General features: G+C 56.2%; 12 protein-coding genes. 3 read left to right on the top strand and 9 right to left on the bottom strand.

Annotation, left to right across the window (positions count from 1 at the left end):
- Positions 1–362 precede the first annotated feature (362 nt).
- A complete protein-coding gene (locus tag PR017_RS21755; RefSeq protein WP_111219370.1) occupies positions 363–1712 on the top strand; it encodes a hypothetical protein in 1350 nt (449 codons plus the stop codon).
- A gap of 157 nt (positions 1713–1869) precedes the next feature.
- On the opposite strand, the gene PR017_RS21750 is transcribed toward PR017_RS21755, so the two are convergent.
- The 4 genes from PR017_RS21750 to PR017_RS21735 all read right to left on the bottom strand — a co-directional run bounded on the left by PR017_RS21750 (position 1870) and on the right by PR017_RS21735 (position 5256).
- Positions 1870–2283 (bottom strand): very short patch repair endonuclease, encoded by a 414-nt coding sequence (locus PR017_RS21750; RefSeq protein WP_111219372.1) that lies wholly within the window; start codon positions 2281–2283, stop codon positions 1870–1872.
- 87 nt (positions 2284–2370) lie between these two features.
- Positions 2371–3453: a DNA cytosine methyltransferase gene (locus tag PR017_RS21745; RefSeq protein WP_111219373.1), complete on the bottom strand. Its 1083-nt coding sequence runs from the start codon at positions 3451–3453 to the stop codon at positions 2371–2373.
- Positions 3446–4093, bottom strand: a complete 648-nt coding sequence (locus PR017_RS21740) for an MAE_28990/MAE_18760 family HEPN-like nuclease (protein WP_279619563.1) — start codon at positions 4091–4093, stop codon at positions 3446–3448. The genes PR017_RS21745 and PR017_RS21740 overlap by 8 nt, the downstream gene beginning before the upstream one ends.
- A gap of 62 nt (positions 4094–4155) precedes the next feature.
- Positions 4156–5256, bottom strand: a complete 1101-nt coding sequence (locus PR017_RS21735; protein WP_111219377.1) for a DUF262 domain-containing protein — start codon at positions 5254–5256, stop codon at positions 4156–4158.
- Positions 5257–5887: 631 nt separating this feature from the next.
- On the opposite strand from PR017_RS21735, the gene PR017_RS21730 reads away from it, so the two are divergent.
- On the top strand, positions 5888–10735 hold the full coding sequence (locus tag PR017_RS21730) for an ATP-binding protein (RefSeq protein WP_133255577.1): 4848 nt from the start codon (positions 5888–5890) through the stop codon (positions 10733–10735).
- Between the two features lie 20 nt (positions 10736–10755).
- Here the strand turns inward: PR017_RS21730 and PR017_RS21725 are convergent, their stop codons facing one another.
- Both PR017_RS21725 and PR017_RS21720 read right to left on the bottom strand, forming a co-directional pair.
- Complete coding sequence (locus PR017_RS21725) at positions 10756–11244, bottom strand: abortive infection family protein (protein ID WP_206423158.1); 489 nt, start codon at positions 11242–11244, stop codon at positions 10756–10758.
- Positions 11245–11576: 332 nt separating this feature from the next.
- Complete coding sequence (locus PR017_RS21720) at positions 11577–12722, bottom strand: RHE_PE00001 family protein (RefSeq protein WP_161959320.1); 1146 nt, start codon at positions 12720–12722, stop codon at positions 11577–11579.
- A gap of 511 nt (positions 12723–13233) precedes the next feature.
- Between PR017_RS21720 and PR017_RS21715 the strand changes: the two genes are divergently transcribed.
- Positions 13234–14151, top strand: coding sequence for a recombinase family protein (locus PR017_RS21715; RefSeq protein ID WP_111219389.1), 918 nt, complete (start codon positions 13234–13236; stop codon positions 14149–14151).
- Here PR017_RS21715 and PR017_RS28535 read toward each other — a convergent pair.
- Genes PR017_RS28535 through PR017_RS21705 form a run of 3 tightly spaced genes read right to left on the bottom strand, consistent with a single transcriptional unit; the run spans position 14138 to position 17750 of the window.
- Complete coding sequence (locus tag PR017_RS28535) at positions 14138–15202, bottom strand: TniQ family protein (RefSeq protein WP_111219391.1); 1065 nt, start codon at positions 15200–15202, stop codon at positions 14138–14140. The genes PR017_RS21715 and PR017_RS28535 overlap by 14 nt on opposite strands.
- On the bottom strand, positions 15202–16116 hold the full coding sequence (locus PR017_RS21710; protein WP_206423159.1) for a TniB family NTP-binding protein: 915 nt from the start codon (positions 16114–16116) through the stop codon (positions 15202–15204). Before PR017_RS21710 ends, PR017_RS28535 begins: the two co-directional genes overlap by 1 nt.
- The gene (locus PR017_RS21705; protein ID WP_111219395.1) at positions 16113–17750 is read right to left on the bottom strand and encodes a Mu transposase C-terminal domain-containing protein; all 1638 of its coding nucleotides are present in this window, start codon (positions 17748–17750) and stop codon (positions 16113–16115) included. Before PR017_RS21705 ends, PR017_RS21710 begins: the two co-directional genes overlap by 4 nt.
- Positions 17751–17844: the final 94 nt, after the last annotated feature.

Below are 17844 nucleotides of genomic sequence, written 5' to 3'. Positions count from 1 at the left end.
TCGGTCGGGGGCGTTCTTCTAAATTTTTCGAACTTGTTCCACAGGTGAGCCATTTTCCATCCTAAATTTCCCGCCAAACCTCTACAATCCGCATACTTAATTATTGGTCTATCTGGGAGGAACGATGGGCGCTTCCTGCTGCAACACGGCAATTATCCTTTACGAAACCCAAGACAGGCGGTCACTTAAGTGAAATTGATGATCGATCGCGCGCATAAAATTGCCGAACCGCTTACAATTACTTGGAAAATCAGGAGAGCTCGCCCCTTTAGCTTTCCAAGACCTTGCAGCCGATCTCTCTTTCAATTTCTATGAAACGAGTCGGTGGCAGGCTTGCCCCGGACAGGATCAGTGAGAATGACATGGCACTTCGGGAAGATGAACAAGCTGCGGCAATAGCCGCCGAATGGGGTGTCGATGTCGAACTACTTGAGGATAGTGACTGGGAAATTGATTCCATCGACGGAAACGATGGCGAAGTGTACGGCTATCTAGTCCGCTTTGCCGACGACACCGCTCCGGAAACGCTCGCGCGGTTAGGCCTCGGCTCAGCCGTGTTTGAGCGTCGAGTCAGTATCAATGCGTTCGATGAAGCGGAACCGGATGGACCGGATGAGCCGGGCATTTCACGCCTCGGAGGTACAGCGACTTTCGCCGGCTCCTCCTTTGCGGGAAACTCCTTCGCCGTGGGCGACGGAGCGCAACGCCAGCCCGTTGAAGACGATAATGAAGAGTACGACGGCATCTCCTCGGTAGAGGAGCCTCTTCCAGATATCTCGGATTTCTTCGATGAGGAAGGAGACGAAGAACTCATCCCTCCAACGCAGCGTTCGAACGACGACCGGCGCTCCTACTATATCGCGGACTCTCGATATACGCCCTCGCGGTTTCGAAAGCTGGCACGAGGCCGCAAAATCCAGGCAATGGTTCAATGGTTTCACGACCATTATGAGGATCCGGCAGTTCGCACCCCTTACGAGAGTGCCGAAGGCGGCTACCAGTGGATCTGGGGCGGACCGTACGATGCGCGCGAACAATTCCACGATCAATTTTCGGATCTTGCGGCAGCAGATATAATCAAGGCGGCAACACAGGAGGTTGAAAAGGACGGTCTGGTCGTGTGGGCGCCGAAAGAAAGGCCGGAGGACTATGACCAACCTGACGAACCTCAGTTTGATTTTGCCGGCCCTGTGCAAGGTGGATCTGCAGGCAACAATTTCAGGGATGCCAACTTTTCCAACCTCGCGTTTGACCCCGCCGCGCTAGCCGGAGCCGCCAGACCCGGCAACGAGCTCGAGGCACTTAAATCCGAAATGCGCGAACGCCTCGATAGCCTCGAAGTGCTAATACGGCAGCAAATGAGATTCGCGGCTAACAGGGGGCATAATCGTCCGCCCGAATTACTCGAGATCGAGCGTCATATCCCTCAGGATCGATTCCAGGACGTTGTGGCAGCCATCACCGAAATCCGCCAGGAGAGCGAAAGTCCTACGCCACAACTTATCGATATCGTCGAGAAGGCCTCGCTGTTTCGACGCATCGCTCAGTTCATCAAAACCGGACCAGGCTTCGTGATGGGTGCGGCGGTATCGGGCATCATCGGGGATGCCGCGGTCGATGCATACAAGGCAAATCAGCATCAGATCTATGAAGCACTCGTCCTCGCCTCGAATGCGGTAATGGCCTGGGTCAATCACCTACTTCCTTTCTAATAAATGCGGAAGCCGCGAGATCGGACTGGGCATAAGTCAACAGCGTAGGAAATTACCGAGCTGTCTCCGTGTTCCTAGATCCAGACAGTACGATGTCATACAATCTACCCTTCGATGTCGATGTAAGAGATGCGGTCTGCGTTCGCCCGCGATCCGCTCAGGACTTTGAAGAATTCGTGAGCAAATGCTTCAATCGTCCAGAGAGCGCCTCTCTTTTCCTGGTTTCGCATTCCCAGATCACTTCCACACGCCATCCAAGGCGTTCGAGATCGGTCATGTTTCGTTGATCACGTGCCATATTGGCGTCGAACTTTTCACGCCAAAAATCCTGACGCGTCTTCGGCATAGAGGCCATTTTGCAATTCTCGTGCCGATGCCAGAAACACCCATGCACGAAGAGGGCGACGTTTCTCGACGGCATGACGATGTCAGGACTTCCTGGCAGATCTCTTCTATGCAAGCGAAAGCGTCCGCCGAGCTCATGCAGTTTACGACGCACGATCAATTCGGGCTGGGTGTCTTTACCCCTCACCTTGGACATCAGTGCAGATCGCATTGGATCGGTCCTCATTGCCAATTCCTTAAGCTCTGAAGGAATAGGAATAACATTTGATTGCGTTTCAAACTTGGCGACTGTTCGGGTCTATTTGCTTCGGTATCAGTGCTTCGTGTCTGGCGAACGGTATTTCGCGACGTGTTCGAAGAACAGCTCACCGATTACTTCTCCAAGTTTTACCGGAACGGCATTCCCAATCAATCTTCCAAGCTTGTCGAAGCTGGCGCTCTTTTCGTCCGGCAAGAAAGAGTAGCCTTTTGGGAATCCTTGAAGCATCGATGCCTCACGTAGGCTGATAGCGCGATCCTGTTGCGGATGTCCGAACCGACCATTGCCGTATCCAAAACACTGGGTCGTTATCGTGGGCGCCGGTGCGTCCCATCTCATGCGCCCATACACGGACGGATATGTCGCGCCAGTTTCCTTGAGGTGACACGACGATCGCAGAGCTTCAGGCCAGTCGCGCCACGTGCCTCCCGGTACGGAATGACGGATCCTTTTTAAATTCACGCTGCTCAGCTTGCTCGCGCGGTGCAGGGGATCCTTCGGATCTTGCCCGCCGGCGGTCAATTCCGGAAGGTCCCCGATCACGGATTGGACTGTTCTGAGTGGTTTTTCGAATTCGGGAATGTTTATGGGGCCAAGTCGCGAGGCAACAAGCACAAGCCGCTTACGGGTTTGCGGCAGACCAATTGTTTGACATTCGACTACGCGCCAGTCGACCCAATAACCTTTTAGTTTTTTTAGAAACAGATCGAAGATTGGCTGCTGCGCCAAAGGCGGTACGTTTTCCATCGTCACCAGGTCGGGTTGGACCTGCTCGATAAGATTGCCGAAATGCTCGACAAGGCGCCAGTCCTTGCTGCGGTTATCTCCCGCCGCGTCACCGTGTTTCTGTTTTGCAGCTCGAGAGTAGGTGGAGAAAGGCTGACAAGGCGCGCATCCTGCAAGGAGACTTACCTTAGCGCCTTCAAAGACGCCTGCTACGATATTGGGATCGAGCGACGCGACGTCGGCCTGTAAGAATACCGCTTTCGAGTTTTTCTCGATCGGGTGCGCGCAGTCTGGGTCGATGTCAACACCCAGCCTAACGGATACCCCGGCGGACTGCAGCCCGTACGTCAGCCCTCCGACCCCGCAGAAAAGATCGACAGCAATAATTTGTGGGTGTTCTGTTTTACGCATCGGCAGTTTTAAACTGTTTTTGAGTGATATAGGCCTCGAAGGCGGAGACCGCTAGGACAAGATAGTCGAGGGTGATCGAGGCTAGTTCGGCGATGTCCGGCAAAGTCAGATCGTTTGCACCATTCTCGAATGTCCGTCTGCCATGGGCGATGGCATTTCTTCGATCTGCCAAAAACTCGAGTGGTGTTAGATCCCGATACTTTGGCGACGCCTGGATCCTCGGAGCAATCTGGGCATTGAGCGGAAAACTGACACCGAGCCGTCTTGAGAATTCTAAAATAACTTTGTCGGACCACGTCCCGGACGGCTTCTTGAATTTCAGAGTTTGGATCGGTTGCCTAGCCAGCAGTTTCAAGGCCGCGCCATGGACGACGTCAAGGCGACTATCTTCGTTTCCATCCACGCCGATTGCAGCATAGTGCCGAAGCCACTCCTTGACGGTAATCTGAGACCATTGCGCTGGCGGGATAGCCAAGACTTCCTTGCCTATTTCGTCGATAACCTTCGTCATGGTTGCCTCGACGACATTGTATAGATGTACGATCAGACCGGACTTGATCGTCAGCAGGTGACGTGCGGTCAAGGCCATCTCGCCAATGGAGATTGTATCTCCTTCGATCAGGCGCCGGTCCAGCGCCATCGCGAAGGCAAGGTGGCCGTCGAACTCTTGTCGCCGCTCCGTTAGGGTCACTTGAAGGTCGCTCACTCCGCCAACAGGACCGATCTACCCAGATCGATCCTCCCCTCGAGCTTCGAGCGAACATTGGCTCCATCGGAAACCACGAGCTTATCGAATCCAGCCTCCGTCATCCTCGCCGCGACGACATCCGGTGCGACCTCCAGGTCCGGTTGCATTCGCAAAGCCAATGCCGAACCGACAGCTATCGCTTCGAAGCGAACGCGCGGCACGGTGTTGGCAGTTTTAGACTTGCGAAAGCCGAGTGGGAAAGCTTCGGCTACAAAGCTCAGCATACGAGTAAATTCTTGCCGCATCGCCGGAATAATATGTTCGTCCGCTAATGCAGCTTGGTTTGCGTCTTTGAGATAGTCGTAAAGAAATTTCTTCGGACGATCGCGATAGCCTGGAAACCGGCCATCGGGCGTGTCGCTCTTGTTGAGATAAGCAAAAAAGCGCGTCACGAGTTCCTCTCGCTCGCGCTGGTTAACGGCGATCTCGGTCAATGGCGTAATCGCAATGAACTGCTCGGACTCAGCAAGCTCCTGTATTAGACTTGTCACCGGGCCAGGGAGAGAACCTCTTCGGATCTCGGCTTCGTTCGCGGTCGTGCCCATCCGATTGATGCGACCGAACATTTCCGCCCGGGTCGCAGGATCGGTATCGGTATCAAGCAGGATGGTCCGGATCGTTATATCTTCCAACTTGTTCTGACGGTCGCCTGGGAGGTCGGCAAACGAGAAACCGTTCAGCTCTGGAATCAAAACAAGATCTCGAAGCCGCAGGTTTTCCTTCAAGAATGAGCGCATGGCGCGCATGCGTTGCGAGCCGTCTACGATCTCCATGCGACCTTCGGAGGTTTGATAGAAGAACATAAACGGGATAGGCAGCCCAACGATCAAGGACTCGATAAACTGTGACTGTTGTTCGCCGTTCCACGCAAGGTTGCGTTGGTACTCGGGCACGAAGTAGCGATCGGTGGTATCGTCCTTGAAGCGACTTACATACATCGAGACCGGATATTCGGCGACGTTGAATTTAACCTGCTTAGAAACGGCAATGACGGCTTGCTCGGCGGCAAGCTTCGCCTCTTCGCTGATTACTTTGCTCTTTTTCGCCTTGGCCATGGTCTGTACGTCGTCTCGATTTACATTTTCAGTACTGGAAAATCATGCACAATTATGCATGATTCTACCAGTGCTTAGCAGAAATGAGTTGTGGGCTAGTCGAACGTGTTTTAGCCCGCCACTATCTCTCTATAAGCAACCGACATCCGTCCAACCTTGTCTCGTGAATTTGATGTCGGCTGTAGCCTTTTTCTAATTCCCCACGCCCGAAGCCTCGCCTCCCCGTCATCTCACTGAGGCCGAGGCCCATAAGATCCGCTCCGCCGCCTAAGGCGTCACGACGAGGGTATTCGCCTGATGGCAGCGAGATCAACGCCCGGAAGATTTTTGCCCCGGTTGGCATCTTCCCGTTCTGGATCGATTGCTGTTTGGCAGTTAACCGCAAAACTATCGCCGTTAGATTTGCAACGTGCCACAGTCGCGAACCTAGAGCCAAGCGGAGGAATAAGCGCCTATTTTTGGCGGAACTGACATGGTCAAGCCGCGGTATCTTTTTCTCGATGAGCCACCCAGCTCCAAGTGAGGTCAGATAGACAGCGGTTTCCGACTAATCCAGTGCACATCAATCGGCGTCCATTTTCGCTCGATAGCAAGACCTGCTAAGCCTTTGAGCAAGTTGGGGGCATATTTCATGGCAGAATCAGAAAAGAAGCTTCGAGCCGGTGGTCGGGCGACGGAAGGTGGAATGTCGTTTCAGGCCGAAGTCGGTCTCTGGTTTGCGGCGAGAATAATCGGAAGGTCGCCAGTCGGTGGGCGATTTGCTTTGGTCGGGAGCGTCTTGCCAACGGGAATTCGTTTCGAAACAGGCGACGGGCTGGACGATGTCGAAGTTGATCTTGACAGCGGGGGCTCCCTTTTCCTGCAGTGCAAAACGACGATGTCTCTCGAAAGGGGTGATGATACCGATTTTGCGAAATCGGTTCGGCAGATCATCTCCAGTTTCGTGAAATACCGACATGAACCAGGACATCCTTCGATCAATCCCCAGCAAAGCGCCTTAGTCTTCGCGGTATCCATGAAGGGCGCGCGCCTTGTCGCGCTCGAGAACGCCTGCAAGCGCGTTGGAGCCGGCGGCGAACCGGAACTTGAACGCGCCAGCCAAGAAGAACAGTCTGCCTTCGAGATATTTAGATCCCACCTTACGAAAGGGTGGATGAAAGCCGGACAACAGCTGGATGAGCTCAATCTCCCGCTGGTTTCCTCTATGCTGAGGGTAGTACACTTTCCCAGCGGCGAGTCTGCGAGCACGCGGCAAGATAGCTCAGACTTGCTTGGTCGCGCCTTGTTCGGCGCGGAAACAAAAGGCCAAGGCGCACTAAACGGCCTTATAGATGTCGTTCGCACCCAGATCAGACAAGGCATTCCAGCAAACCGTGGTGACTTACTGACAAGCCTGCGCAAAGCCGGCGTCGAGGACGAAAGGTCGCCAAGTTTCGACGCAGACATCGACAGACTGCGTCAATTGACCATCGACGAACTCAATCGCCTCGATCATCATCGTTTCCTTGCGATAGACGGCGACGTTGCCTTAACCCGAGATCACAACCATGCCCTGGATTCAGCTGTTCGAGAAGGCAGTCTTCTCTTGGTTGGCGAACCCGGTACAGGGAAGACCGGTACTCTCTTGCAACTGGCCGATAGATGGAAATTACACGGGCCAGTCATTTTTCTCAGTGCAGACAACATCACCGCACCTGCCACGCTGGCTGCCCTACGGGAGGAGGTGGGCCTTGAGCACGCAATTGCTGACATCCTAGAGAATTGGCCAGGCTCTCACCACGGCTTACTAATCGTCGATGCGCTTGATAGTGCGCGCAATCCAAACCTTCACACGGTGTTGCTTAAACTCATTGAAGAGGTTGCAAGACGCTTACCAGAGCGTTGGCGTATTGTTGTATCCGTCAGAACCCACGAGCTTCGCAACGGTGAGCGCCTAAAAGCAATTTTCGGGGTGAAGCCGGCAGATACCGAACACGTTCTCTCGGAACTTGGCGAGACGCGTCACTTCGCTGTCAATGCCCTAACTCCGGATGAGCTCGCTGTCATTTCATCGCAATCCGACAAGCTTCAAAACTTGATCAATCTGGCCACGCCAGAACTACATGCGCTTCTCTCAAATCTGTTCAACCTGAGCCTGGCTGCCGATCTGCTGAAAGCCGGGATCAACGCTGAGAACTTTTCTTCGATTTCGACCCAATCCGATCTGATCGACCGCTACGAAGATCGTCGATTGTCGGGAACTGATGCGCAGCATGCTGTGGCAGCAGTGATTGCTGCGTTGGTGGCTCGGAAGGCCCTGCGGACACGACGATTTCAGCTAGAGGCCGCATCGGTCGATATGCTCTTAACTCGTGGCCTGCTGACAGAGGACCGAGAATACGTCGGCTTCCGCCACCATATTATCTTCGATCATGCTACGGCTAGATACTTTTTGGACTGGGCAGATGAAGACGCGCTGTTGTCCCAGCTCGGGCAAGACGCCGCAGCGGGCCTCATTCTGGCCCCCGCCATGCGCTTCGTCCTCGAACGAATGTGGAAGGAAAACCGAGCTGCAACCTCCGGCATCTGGAAACTGTTTGCGCGCATCCTTTCGCAGGACAACACGAGCCCGGTAATCGTCGCAAGCATCTTGAGGTGGATCATAGAGAATGTACGGGATCGTTCAGCTGCTGCTGGGCTGCTCACCCTTCTCTCGTCACCCGGCACCCCGGGGCCGCGGATGGGCCTGCTTCTGCTCCAGCTTTCCAGGTTCCTCGAGTTGTCGGGAAAGACAATACCGCTTGATAGCGAGGTGTCGAGCACATGGTCCATAATCGCTAACCGCGCACTCGGCACTGGCCGTAAGGACTATATTGAGGGCGCGCGCTTTATCCTCCACGCAATTCAGCAATGCAAAGGTCTGCGAAGCCCTGAAGCGCTTTCAGCTTTCGGTATTGCTGCCCGCGGGCTTCTTGCTCGATGCATCGCAGAACCCGAGTATCGCCACGCGCGCGCGCATGCGATCACATTTGTTGGGGTCAGTTTCAGAAGCGACCCGCCGGCATCCAGAAGCGCATTGACGCCTCTCTTAGAGCCATCGTACCTGGATCAGCGTGGCCACAAAGAAGCCCCTACTCTCGCAAGGCATATAAAAGAGATATGGCGCGCTGACCCCGACTTTGCAGTGGAGATTTACAAATCGATCTATCTCCAGCCGCTTCCGGAACCAGTTCAATCGGTCATGGGTGGAGGTCGGATAATGCCCATGCTGATGGATAATCGGCAGGCTTTCACCGGCGCGTTGTACTCGCTGGGCAAGGCCATAGGATCATTTTTAGCCGAACTGCCAAGGCATGGGACAAGGGCAGTGAATGAAGCAGCTCAAGGAGAAGCCACAAAGGCGGGCTTCCTCACCGATAAGAGAATTACGATCGGCACGCAGAGCAACACTGTCGAGATTATCTTCGCGCAATCTGACATCCTTGACTGGCATGGGCGCACCAATGTCAGCGACGAGGAAAAACCTCTCTGGGCTTTCCAGCAATATCTTGCGGGCGATCGGTCTGACGAAGAGCTGCAGGCGGTCGTGGAGACGATGTTGGAGCACCCGACTCTTTCAAGCTTATGGCGAAGGCTCTTTGGAACACTTGCCCATCACCCGCGACCGCTGCCTTCCCATTCGTCGCTATGGGGAATCGCCACAAATCCCGCTATCCTTCAAACTCGGGGACTTCATCGCGACGCAATTAAGTACATCAAGGCGACGTTGGGGCTGCAGTCCGAGAGAGTACGCGCGGACTTCGAGGAAATGCTATTATCGCATGTTGCGGACAATGAGGCAGATTGGGATGATGCTCGTTCAGATCTCCTCATCGAAATCGGGGAAAATGACATAGTCGCGTTCGAACTGCGACAAAAGCGGGCCGAGTATCTAGAGCGACACGCCGATGCGATCCGCGCCTCGCGCGAGAACGGTGAGCGATGGATGGCAGAACGAGCGAACCGATTGGCGACGAACGCCCCCTCTCTAGATGCACCCCAGAATCGAGCCTTGACCGATCTCCTTGATCGACTCAACACCATGTATGAAGGGACGCGTGTTGGCACGGACAACTTGTACGGTGAAGCACTGTGTCGCGCAATCGAGGTTGTAATTGAGGCGGAGAGAGAGCCAGATATTGCGGAATTCGTCCTTCGGCGGCTTCACAGCGAGATCACGGAACCAATCGCAGGCATCTGCGACGCCTCCGTCATCGACGCGTCAGGTCTCACCCTGGATCGCATGCTCCCGATCGTCCGTCGCCTCGTTGCCAGCGACTATCCACTGCCGTCCGAGGATACGGAGGGCCACTATGGTGTAACGGCTCACCGAGTTTACGGAGCTGAGGCGGCAGGAAAAGTTTGGGCGCATTTCGGTGAACCCGCCTCGGACTTGGAGGACGATCTTTCAAGGCTGGCGACTGACCCTTCGCCCAGTGTTCGCTTTGCTGTCGCAAAGGCACTGCAGCTTGTGAGGAAAGCGGATTTGAAAGCAGCCTGGCGGATTGCGGAGGCACTCCTTGCTAAAGAAAATTCTCCGGCGATCGCGGCGGTTGCTGCAAGCTCTATGTTGGATGAAGCTGACTTAGACCGGGCGGAAACGTTTCTAATTCGCTCCTCGAATCTCAAGGGCCCACCTCTTGGCCTTGTAAACGCCGATCAGATTTTTGGTACGCTGGTCTGCGATCTAGCCGTAAATCTCGGGCGGCCTGCCTCAGCAGCAGAGATTTTCCATTGGTTGACTGACCTGGTGGAGAACGAGGGAAAACTCTGGCAAGTACAGGCCGACTTAAGAGCGCGGATATTTTGGCCTTATCAGCACAAAGGACACGTATGGGCCGACGCTGCAGGACGTCGGGCGCAAGAAACTTTCCGACAAATTGCTTCAGCCGCGGGAAGGCAATTCTTAGATTCGATCAATGCGCTCGCGGCACTACTTCCTGGAGAGAAAGCTGGAGACGCGTTGATCCAACGTTACCAGTCAGCAGACAAACTCCTCGATCACGCCACCAATCAGCTTTATTTCGGCTCCGGGGCTTATCAGGCGAGCGTAAATAACGCTCAACCTAATGATCCCGGGTTGCCTGAAGATGACGCCAAGAGACAATTCCTTATGGATTGGGCCCCAACCCTGGACGAGATCGAAAGGGTTTCCAATCCAGCAGCGATTAGCCACCTCGTGGAAACATACGAGTTCCTCCTTCCAGCGGATCCCGGTTACGTGTTCGACCGGGTTGCCGCACTGATGCTAGGTCGCGGAAAGGAGCTTGGCTACCAGGTTGAGGACCTCGGCGTCGATGGGATCGTGAGCCTGGTTCAAACGTGTCTAGCTGATCATCGAGATATTTTCGACGCGCTGGACCGACGGCAGCGCTTGGTCGACGTCCTTCACATGTTCGCGGCGCATGGGTGGCACGCGGCGGTAGAACTGCTCTTCGGGCTCCCATCGATGCTACGCTGACGGGTTCGCATTTTGAAGGACTACCGGTGCCAGCGCTCCATTATAAAGGTAACGATGGTATGAGCAGCGTTTACCGCAAGACGAGCCTCCGCAATCGTCAGATTTGGTGGAAACATCCCTCGTCCATGGGCCGAGCCGATGTGGGTTCTGAAGGCGCCGATCCCGTCAACAATCGACGCCAATCCTTGGAGCACTTTCCGTTGATCCTCAGCGAGGGTGGCATCAGGGCTCAATCCCAGGTGCGATTGCACCGTTCGCCATAAAGGCACAACGGATTGCTTCGACGGCATTTCTAGTTCGAAGGACTCGATGTAGGTTTTGCAAAGCGCTTCAATGATCGCACAAGCGGCCGTGATCGCCGCATGCGGATCGCCTTCCAATTGTTGGTAAGCACGTTCGAATTCGCGCTCAACGGATACGAAGTCCCCGTTCTTGAGGAGATCATTTAACGTCACGGCAACAGGCGTTGCGCCTGCCAGCGAGATGCGGCCATTCGTCTGATAGGACAAGCTGTTCCTGGACAAAGCATCATGGATCCGCTGCTGTCCCTTCTGGACCTCAGGGCTATGTGAATCCAGCTCAAGGAAATCTCTTACTACTCCTGCTAGAACGTCTAGTGCGTCGACATTCTCATCTTCATTGCAACGACGGAGCCAGGCCGCACATTTCGACTCACAATTTCCAAGTGGTGGCTCACCAGGAGCCCCGCTCTCCATAAACAATGTCTCTAATTTGCTGTGACTGTAATAGTGTTTACCGATGACTGAGGCTGTTGCCCCAATGACTGAGTTCGGTATTTGACGCCCCATTTTTCGCCCCCCCTGTTCGCTTATCCGCACATCTATATAGTACCCCACGCTCGAAACCTTCCCCTCCCCGTCATCTCCCTCAGCCCCAGCTCCAAAACGATCCGCCGCGCCGCCTGCGGCGTGACCTCGAGCGTTTTCGCCACCATTTTTGCCGACACCAATGGTTTCGCCATCACCAGCTCGACCAGCTCCGGAAGTTTTGACGAGGTGCGGCGCCCGTCCAGTTTTCGGTCCATCATTGCTCTCGCCAGCGTCAGCCGGTCATGTTCCTTCAGCCCGATTTCGGAAGACGCGATCAGGCCGTGGGCGATCGCCAGCAGCCGGGTTTCCCGATCGCGATGCCGACGCCGATCGACGGGAATAGTTTTGAGGCCGACATTGATCGCGGCGAGATGGGCACCGGTGGTGATGGCAGCCTGGCGCAGGATCGACGCGCAAAGCAGCCTGCCGAGCCAGGGCGCATGCTGCAGCACCGAAAGCTCGTTCCAGGCATCGAGGGCGATGATCGCCTGCAGCACTGCCGGCAGGTCGTTTGCCTGCCGCAGCACGCTGCGCCATTCTTTGAGCCGCGCATCCTCGTCCCAGTCGAGATCATAGATCATCGGATCTTTGTCCTGAACACTGCCACGGGCGGGCCGGATTGCGTTCTCGATCGCAGCCGACGATCGGGCGAGCACCGCATCAATGTCAGCGTAATCGACGCCGGGAAGATTTCCGATGTCGTCATCCTCCCCCTCCCCTACTGGATCTTCCGCGACGACGCGCTTGGTGGCACCGGCTGGATCAGCCGCTTCGGCGCCCGCCGGACTGATGTCCGACGTCTGTCGCAAAACTCGGATACCATCGGCGGACAACGCCCAATCGGGCGATTGGCCAGAAATGCGCCGGCGGGTGCGCAGCACGTCGCGGGCGATTGTCAGCTCATGGGTCGGTGTGCGAATATCCTTTGTGGCGTCGTGAAGGACGAGGTCTTCTAGGTGGACGAGTTCGCCGTCTATCCACAGCGAGGCGCAGGCGTCAGTGAAATGCATACGTTCAATCCAGCCTGCGCCGACCGGCGAACGGGCGACGCGCTCGTCGAGACGAGTGAGCGCGACACCGGCGTCAAAAGCCGGCCGCATCAGCCGCATCAGGGCTGTCATGCTGATTTTCGCGATATCGTAAGCCATTGAAATCATGATAAATGATTTCCTAAAGGAACTCTATTGGTAAATTAGTGTTCCTCACATGGTATGATTGCCGGTTGGTGTTCTAACCATCGATAACTACCTGTTATCGATGGTAGTTGATCTGGAGTCGCAAATCAGAATGTCGGTCGCCTTGGATGACCGGAATCGCCTGGTTTTTCGGCCTTTCGAGCAGATTTCGGCTAGGTTCGGCGGAACGATCTCTGCTCTGAAGGCCACTCGCAGCGGCCCCCTCGTGCCAATGAGCGCAGAATTCCCCATCGTCTTTACGCGTGAACCGGCTTTGATGGCCCTCCCCTCCAACGATCTCCTTATTTTCAAGCATCTCCGCCGCAGATGGGCGCCAGAGCGCGCTGGACGCTGGTTACGACCAATGGCCCGTTCGACGTCGCTCTTTGAGTCTGGTGGGGCTGCATTTGGCCCTTAAAACACGCTTGCAACTGTTCATTTTCTCACGCATTCATTATTTGTACAAAGCACCCGAAAAGCGCACGAGAAAACTATGGCAAAACGGCAAGCCACCAATCCACCGCCGACCCCAAAGCGTCTTATCGGCTATGCGCGTGTCTCGACCGACGATCAGGTCCATGACGCACAGATGGACGAGCTGCGTGCCGCCGGCTGTGAGAGGATTTTTCAAGAGCAGGGATCCGGGGCATCGCGGGCGCGACCAGTTCTGACAAGGTTACTCGGAGACCTCACCGCCGGCGACGTGTTGGTGGTCGTACGGCTGGATCGCCTTGCCCGGTCTGTCAGCCACCTTTTGCAAGTGATCGAAGATCTCGAAGAGCGTGGTGTCCATTTTCGTTCGATCCGCGATCCAATCGATACGTCCACGCCACAGGGCATGTTTTCCCTGCAGGTCCTTGGTGCCGTCGCGCAGCTCGAACGAGCACTGATCGCCGAGCGAACCAAGGCCGGCATCAAGGCGGCAAAAGCCCGCGGCAAGCTACCGGGGAACCCTGGACTTCGGGAGAGGCGTCCGGAAGCCATCAAGGCGGTGTCGAAGGCCCGGGAAAAAATCTATCTTGACGAGCTGATCTCCTCTGCCCAGACGTGGCTCCCGACCGTTCGGCAACTTCGCCCAAAGCATAGCTGGGACAACGTCGTGCGGGTCCTCAATCGCCGAGGCCATGACTGGACGGTGGAAAGGCTACGTCGCGCCGTGCATCGCATGGTCCGCGAAAAGTTGGCCGAGCCTGAGCTACTGGTCCGCTCTCCACGCCGCGCGCCAGAAGATCACCTCATGAAGCTTGTCGCAGCGATTGCCATTGCCGATCCCGGCCTGTCGCTGCGCGACATTGCCAGCCAGCTTGATCAGATGGGAGAGCGACCGGCGCGCGGGGGACGCAAATGGCAGCCATCATCCGTGCGCAACTTGCTGGATGAGGCGCATCGGTTCGGCCTCATCCGCCATTGAGGGCACGTAGCATCAATTTCCCGATTGCGCGATTTCTCGCCCTGCCTGATTTCGGCGGCAGAGAACTCCAGCCTTGGCTTTCGACAATACCGCGGGCGAGCTGTCGGTATTCGGTTTCGGAGCGGAGTTTCACGGCTGAAGTCATCTGCATTTGTGGAGGGGCTTGGAGATCTGGGGCGGTATGCCCGCGCTCGAATTGTCCAAAGGCGTTGCAAGCGGAAGACGGAAGTCGTGGCCTTTCATCGACTAGCCCGAAAAGCAGTTCTGTGATCGCCGCGATCGTCACTGCCCGCCATGCTGGTGAGAGGCTCATCAGCGGCGCAATGCCCGTGGATGCCAGCGGACGTCGGCCATAGGGTAGCGGCAGACCCAGCGCGGTGATGTAGGGGGCTCCGTCAAAAGTCGGCGCCCAGAAAAAGCGACTTGCCTTGGTGACAAGATCAAGCTCCGGTCCGCCTTTGGCGATAGCGTCGCGGATCACCTCACCTACTTTGGCTATCTCAGCTTGGTCGCGTCGCTGAAAACCCCGCGCCGAGACGACTGCCCCACAATAACGGCAAAACAGCCTGACAACACCGGCGGGTGTCTGCCGAAACTGAAACAAACAGCTGCGAAAACACCGAGCACAGTTATTCTCGAGGCCGATTCCGTGTCGAGGACAGACCACTGCTTCGACGCCTGCCCACCATCGCCGGCAATAGTGGTCCCTCCCCTCTTCGGCATCCTCATCAAGGCACAAAGGACAAACGCCTCTGTCCATTGGCTCGCTCACGAAAGAAGTCTTGGGCCGGCGGGCGCCTCGTAGTGAAAGTCGGTCCAGATCGCCTTCACGGATGCGACAGGCGCGTGCCCAAAGCCGAATTACAGCTTGATTGGGATGGAAGTCGCGGCTGAAGAAGTCCTGGTTTTCGCCACGAGGCGACCCAGATATCCAGCTTTCAACTTGTGGGGGCGAGGTGGAATAATGGCTTGCGACCCGCCAGTGCCAACAACTGAGGAGTTCGTCGTCACAGGGACGAGGTGCGACGGCAAGGAGCCGCACCTGCCTCATCAGCTTGCCTGCCGCTGTAGGCGGCGTTCCGATCGCCGTGCCATGGCGACCAGTGGCAGCACGAGGTTGTCACCGTCGAAACTGTCTATTGTGATTGCCTCCGCCCCAGTCCGGACCGCTTCAACTGCAACGGTCTCGATAAGCCTGAAAATCCGGACTGTGACGCCGTCGGTTATGTCCAGCACCTTGCGCCGCACTGCTACGGTCCCAAGCTGTGATGGCTGGCGCAGAGGAAGGATGCTCCCCAGGCTTGCAAGCAGTTGAGCAAGCTGCTGTGTATTGGACCAGCGCTTGAGGTGAAAGGCCTCGAACCGCTCCGCAAGCTGCGGATCCGTCAACAACGCCTGGCGAGCCAGATCCGTGCCGGCGCAAATCAGCGGAACTTTCAGGTCATTTGCGAGAAAGCGAATGACATTGAGGAAGACCCGTTGCTGCCGATAGGTCCCAGTCAGCATGGCGTGGATCTCATCGATGATCAGCATCCGCACCCGCACCTTGCGCATCAAGGTGCGGCAAGTGTTCTTCAGACGGTACGTTGCATCTCCCACCGGACCAGGCGCGCTCATCGCATTGAGAAGCTCACCATAGACGTCGCGCTCAACAGGTTCGGCAGGCATCTGCATTGCGACGACCGGCATGGTCGTCACCCCGGTTCCGCGATCGAAAATGGGCTGGTGATCGCGAAGAAACTTTCGAATAATCTTGGTTTTTCCCATCCCGGTGTCGCCGTAGAGGAGCAGACATGGCATTCGGTCTCGCGGCGGATAGGAGAGCAAATCCTCAAGCCGCGCCAAAGCTGCTCGCGCATCGGGCGTTTCCAACCAACGATCTGCCCGGATCCAGGCGACCCGTTCTTCGATCCCCATGTCAGCATACTGTTGATACATCGGCTGCAGATGGCGGTATTCCCTCATGACCACTCCTCTACCGACAGCGGGGACAGATTGAGGAATTCGCTCTCATCGTCATCATCCGTTGTTCCAATCGTATGTCGCTCGGTGGCGGCCAACGCGCGCGCCTGCCTCTCTACTCCTCGACGCATGCTGCGTGTCTGACGGCCGGCCCGTTCAACGATCTGCCGCTGGGCTTCGATGGTCTCGAAAATCAGGTGTTCATCGACCGATTGAAGTCCACGTGCTCTCAAAGCGGCAACTGCCTGTCGATGCTCCCCGAGCGTGATCCGTGGCCGGCCGAGGTTTGCAAACCGAACCGGCCAGCTTTCGCCGTTTGGCCCATCGACGAACACGCATGAAATATCTCGCGGATCGTAACGGACCCGCATCTTGTCCGGCGCACCTGTCCATGGGCTCAGGACATCGTCCCAATATTTGAGGCCGAATAGATGCAATCCGTCTCGGCGGATGATGCGTTCCTCGAACGGTAGAAAATCCAGGACGAAACGACGCTCGTCATATGGGAGCCGCAAAGGCTCGTGGCGTGCAAGGACGGCGTCTTCCCAGGCCAGGCTCGGCGGGATTCTCAGAGCACGATGAATGTCGGCATGATAGCGGCCAACAATTTCCAGGGTCAGCCAACGCTCGAGCTCGTCGAAAGTCATAACGGCATGCTTCTGGGGATCGTACTCGCCGCGAGATGCGACATCGCTCGACGTTGAGCCGGGCAGGAAATGAACGGCGCCCATCATAGTGCCGATAAGCCGCTCGATGTGACCGCCGTAATGTGGTCGGGCAACGGGCCGGTGGATGAGATTGATGCCGTGCTCGGCCGCACCCCAGACAAGGGCTTTTCCCCGGAACTCCCGAGCATTGTCCAGATGAATGGTAGTGGGTAGGCCAAAGACTGGCCAGTCGCCGATCACATTTTGCTCAGCAAGCCACGGCGTCTTCGGTAAAACCATGTGCCGGATGGCTAAGGCCACGGATGTTGACGATGGATGTTCGAGGCTCAAATAAAAGCCGGCCACCATGCGGCTGGCGATGTCGATTGCCAAGGTCAGCCAGGGACGCTGTAACGGCTGGCGGTTTACAACATCAACGACGAATAGATCGACCAACGTGTGATCGATCTGCACGATCTCCATCGCATGCTCTGCCGAATAATCACCGACGACGGCGGAGAAGCGCTGACGTGCGGCCGGTGCGCCCTCTCGGGCTTTGGTCAGCTTTTGCCGGTCGGCCTGATCGATGCGAACCTTCACTGCCTTCCAGGAGGGGGCCAGCAGATTTCGCTCGCGGCAAATCAATCGAACATGGTCGTGGACGGCGGTGACTGTCGGCCGCTCGCGGCGGCAATAGGTTTGTTGGATGGCGTGCGTGACAGCCGCTTCTTGTTCTGGAGATAGAAGCCGCCTCCCCTTCTCGGGGCCGGGTGTCTCATCCAGCAACGAGCTGGTAACAGGTTTTCGTCGGAATTGGCTAAGTAACTGATATAATCTTGATGGTCTGAGACCCAATTGCCTGCAGGCGGAAGATCTCTCCGAGACGCTCAGCGCCCCTCCGAAAGCGAGAGGACGAATGACTGCCTCGCGAGCCAAGGCCTTCTGCCAAGCCGTCTCGCTGATAAGCGTCCCATTGGGTGTCTGCGCCATTGAGACCTCCCAGGCGAAAATCCGGCTCGGCCACTATCAATCGCTGCTGATCTCAGAATGCTCCACAAAAATGACAGTTGGAAGACGCCAGGGA

This window comes from Rhizobium tumorigenes (assembly GCF_003240565.2).
Lineage (GTDB): Bacteria > Pseudomonadota > Alphaproteobacteria > Rhizobiales > Rhizobiaceae > Rhizobium > Rhizobium tumorigenes.
This window is presented reverse-complemented; position numbering and strand designations above follow the sequence as displayed.

Bases quoted from the DNA above. Each gene is read 5' to 3' on its own strand.
- PR017_RS21735 (WP_111219377.1), bottom strand. From the start codon at position 5,256: ATGGCCAAGGCGAAAAAGAGCAAAGTAATCAGCGAAGAGGCGAAGCTT.
- PR017_RS21710 (WP_206423159.1), bottom strand. From the start codon at position 16,116: ATGAGGGAATACCGCCATCTGCAGCCGATGTATCAACAGTATGCTGAC.
- PR017_RS21720 (WP_161959320.1), bottom strand. From the start codon at position 12,722: ATGATTTCAATGGCTTACGATATCGCGAAAATCAGCATGACAGCCCTG.
- PR017_RS21730 (WP_133255577.1), top strand. From the start codon at position 5,888: ATGGCAGAATCAGAAAAGAAGCTTCGAGCCGGTGGTCGGGCGACGGAA.
- PR017_RS28535 (WP_111219391.1), bottom strand. From the start codon at position 15,202: ATGAGGCAGGTGCGGCTCCTTGCCGTCGCACCTCGTCCCTGTGACGAC.
- PR017_RS21715 (WP_111219389.1), top strand. From the start codon at position 13,234: ATGGCAAAACGGCAAGCCACCAATCCACCGCCGACCCCAAAGCGTCTT.
- PR017_RS21740 (WP_279619563.1), bottom strand. From the start codon at position 4,093: ATGGCGCTGGACCGGCGCCTGATCGAAGGAGATACAATCTCCATTGGC.
- PR017_RS21705 (WP_111219395.1), bottom strand. From the start codon at position 17,750: ATGGCGCAGACACCCAATGGGACGCTTATCAGCGAGACGGCTTGGCAG.
- PR017_RS21750 (WP_111219372.1), bottom strand. From the start codon at position 2,283: ATGAGGACCGATCCAATGCGATCTGCACTGATGTCCAAGGTGAGGGGT.
- PR017_RS21755 (WP_111219370.1), top strand. From the start codon at position 363: ATGGCACTTCGGGAAGATGAACAAGCTGCGGCAATAGCCGCCGAATGG.
- PR017_RS21745 (WP_111219373.1), bottom strand. From the start codon at position 3,453: ATGCGTAAAACAGAACACCCACAAATTATTGCTGTCGATCTTTTCTGC.